The sequence below is a fragment of the Persicitalea sp. genome, assembly GCF_041751555.1.
Classification (GTDB): domain Bacteria; phylum Bacteroidota; class Bacteroidia; order Cytophagales; family Spirosomataceae; genus Persicitalea.
Genome location: NZ_JBGSXF010000728.1, coordinates 1 through 3,201, shown reverse-complemented (window position 1 = coordinate 3,201; position 3,201 = coordinate 1). Strand labels below are relative to the sequence as shown.

Here is a 3,201-nt window from a genome sequence, read left to right as displayed (position 1 = left end):
GGAGAAATGTGTGATTGAAAGCATTCGTGGTTTGACTGCCAGCGAACTCTACAAAGGTCGCGGGTTGGCTTTGACAGCATTTAGCCCATTCTATCAAAGGCGTTGCTCATTGTAGCACGGACTTAGTTTATTGTTGCATCCGCTTGAAATAGAGCGTTTTTCACCGCGTCGGTTCATCGTTGTTGTACATTTCCCGCAGACAGACGTAGTGCCCGTTGCGCTTTTCGTACAGAGCCATGTACTTACCCGTGCTGACTTTGCCGCTCGGATCCGTCACCGTCGATTTCCCCGTTTCCACCACCAAGTTTCCTTCCGTGAAAACATCTATAGTTTGGTAGATGCGGGTTTTCTTCCCGCCCATCACGTATTTCTTATAGTGTTCGCCGATGGCTTCTTTCCCCACCAGCATGGGCGCATCATTGGCCATCGAGATGGCATCGTCGGCATAGTACTCCAGTAGCGCGTCGAGGTCGTTATTGGTGGTGGCCTTCCCAAAATCGGTTTCCAGAGACTGAATTTCCGTGCGAATTTTCGCCAGATCCAACTGGCCCGTCGCTTCGGGAACAGACGCGGTTTCTTTGGGGGCCGTACCACAGCCCGCCAAACCAAAGAGGAGGGCGACCGCAATCAACAGGCGTAAGGATAGAAGGTTTGTTCTCATAAGGCTTGGGTTTTTGGAGACAGCGAGTCAGCCAGTAGACAAATAATTCCAGCAGGTAAATCTTTAATAGAAAACAACTTATCTGGACTGGCACAAAGGTCTGGAAAGAGGGAAGGAAAGACTTCTGCTATTGTGTCAAAAACTTCGTGTATTGTGCCAAAACTTCGTGTATTGTGTCAAAACTTCGTGTATTGTGTCACGAGGGGCTTTTTCAGCCGGGAGAGAGCCGATTCGGGGAGGGGGAGGTCGAAAGTAGTTTTCCCGATTGATTTTCGTATTTTTGATTCAATCACTCAGCCAAAAACGCATGACGACTGCAACCTTATCGACCGATCGCACCCTGCCGACCGACCTGAAAACCGTCGCGGAGTTTGAGGAATGGCAGCAGCAGCCCGGCAACGACGGAAACTTCGAATTCGTCCGGGGGCGAATCATTCCTAAATCCATGAAGCAAAACGAAATTGAAATTGTCGACTTTCTGGTACGCCGGTTTATCCAAACGGCTCAATACCAGCAAAACCACATTCTGTATCCCGAACTGGATTCGTACGTCGATAATACGCGCAAGCGCATCCCCGACTTGACGTACTTCACCGCCGAACAGCGGCAGGCCATGCGGCGGGGTGAACGCGCTAATACTTTGTTCGCCATCGAAATCCTGTCCGATTCTGAATCACATCAAGATGTACTGGACAAAATCCAGGATTACTTCGACGGTGGAGCTCAGTTGCTGTGGTACATTGTGCCGAAGCGACAGAAAATCTACGCCTACACCAGCCCCGACGAATGGACTATTTTCAAAGGCCAGCAAAACATCACCGCCGCACCCGTTATTCCCGATTTCGAATTTACAGTAGCCGACCTGTTCGTGTAGAGACGCGATTTATCGCGTCTAAGCATGTCGCACGAGGGATATTTCGAGTAAATTACAGCGACTCAGTCAGCCAGATTATAGCGACGAAGCACAGCGCGGAAGGTCAAGCTCGAATGGTAGAGTTCAAATACCTGATTTACCTTGGTGTCGCGGAAGTAGTAGCCGCCATCGGCGGCTTTTTTAAGATAGTAAAGCGAACTATCAGCCTTACTCAACCCGGCGTACACCACCGCCCGCTGGTAATTTGCCCAGGGACTGGTGCCAACTAGTCCTTGAATAAAAGCGTCCGCTTTTTGGCGGTTTCCCCGTTTGGCTTCGCAGTACATCAGCAAAGGGGCGAGACCTTTGTCATCGCTATTCAATTCCATCGCCCGCTCAAAGTCGGCAATCGCCTGGGCGAAGTCGGCCTGGCTCATGCTGTAGTGTGCTTTCACCATATGATAAGCAGACGAATTGTTGAAAAGTGCCCGTCCGCTTTCCATGTTTTCCTTGGCTAACTCGAACTGCCCGGCATACACGCAATTGAGGATATGTCCGGCCAGAATCACGGGATAGAGCGGGTCGAGTGTCACGGCGCGGGTGCTGTACGCCAGGGCTTCATCGACCCTTCCCACCGACCGCAGCAACAGACTGTACCAATAGTTAGCCTGGGCGTCGTTCGGGTTATGTTGCAGCGCAATCCGAAAGGCGGTCTCGGAAGCCTGCCACTGCTGGGTGATATGATACAGTTCACCCAGCACCGCGTAGGCCGTGCAATTGGTCGGGTCGAGGCGGATGGCGTTTAGCGCGATTTGCTCCGTCAACCGATGCTGCTCCCGCGCTTCGGCTTCGTTCGGACCTGACAACAGCAAGTGGGCGGCTGCCTGGAAGGCATAGGCTTCGGCAAAGGTCGAGTCGAGCGCGATGGCCCGCTCGAAGAGGACGATACTCGACAAAAGATCCGTGTGAGTGCGGGTATTCATCAGTTGCCTTCCCTGCAAAAAGGCGTTGTACGCTTCGATGTTTTGCGTACGAGCGAGCTGCAGCTTTTCGGAGGCCGAAACGCCCCTCGTCCGTTCGAGTTGCCGGGCTACGTCGGTTGCGATCTGGTCGGTGAGTTGGAAGATGTCTTTGTAGGCCGCGTTGTAGTTCTTCGTCCAGGAGCGTCCGCCTTTTTGGGTGCTGACTAGGTCGATCTTGATCTGAACCTGGTTATCGGTCCGCAGAAAACTACCTTTCAGCACATTGGCTACCCGGAGTTCTTCGCCAATTTGCAGGATGCCTTTCCCGGCGTCTTTAAATCGGTCGGACGATGAGCGCGCAATGACGTTCAGGTTATTGATAAGCGACGCCGATGTGTATATATCATCCATAATCGACTCACAGGCCGGATTACTATCGGCATTTCCCAGATTGGTAAACGGCAGCACGGCCAGCGAACTATTCTCTGGATTGATAGCCTCGGAATTGATTTTGAACCACTGATAACAGCCCGCCCCGATAAGAAGTAGAGCCATAGCAACGAGGGCGGCGTATATCCGATGGCGGGCGGGGCGAACCGCCGGGCGTTGGGGTGGATGGATAACTGAGATCTCCGACTCGGTGTAATGTTTACGGAACTGAGTGGGATTGACCTGGAATTCCTCGGTGAAGTAGGTACTGAAATTCTGAAGATTGGTCATTCCCA

General features: G+C 52.2%; 3 protein-coding genes. 1 reads left to right on the top strand and 2 read right to left on the bottom strand.

Annotated features, from left to right (window positions below; genetic code table 11):
- Positions 1 to 160: 160 nt before the first annotated feature.
- Positions 161 to 661, bottom strand: a complete 501-nt coding sequence (locus ACEW8P_RS25560) for a DUF4440 domain-containing protein (RefSeq protein WP_373515894.1) — start codon at positions 659 to 661, stop codon at positions 161 to 163.
- A 307-nt stretch (positions 662 to 968) separates the two neighbouring features.
- Between ACEW8P_RS25560 and ACEW8P_RS25555 the strand changes: the two genes are divergently transcribed.
- A complete protein-coding gene (locus ACEW8P_RS25555) occupies positions 969 to 1,535 on the top strand; it encodes a Uma2 family endonuclease (RefSeq protein WP_373515893.1) in 567 nt (188 codons plus the stop codon).
- Between the two features lie 62 nt (positions 1,536 to 1,597).
- Here ACEW8P_RS25555 and ACEW8P_RS25550 read toward each other — a convergent pair.
- Positions 1,598 to 3,201 (bottom strand): hypothetical protein (locus tag ACEW8P_RS25550; RefSeq protein WP_373515892.1); only part of this gene is annotated, 1,604 nt, incomplete at its 5' end.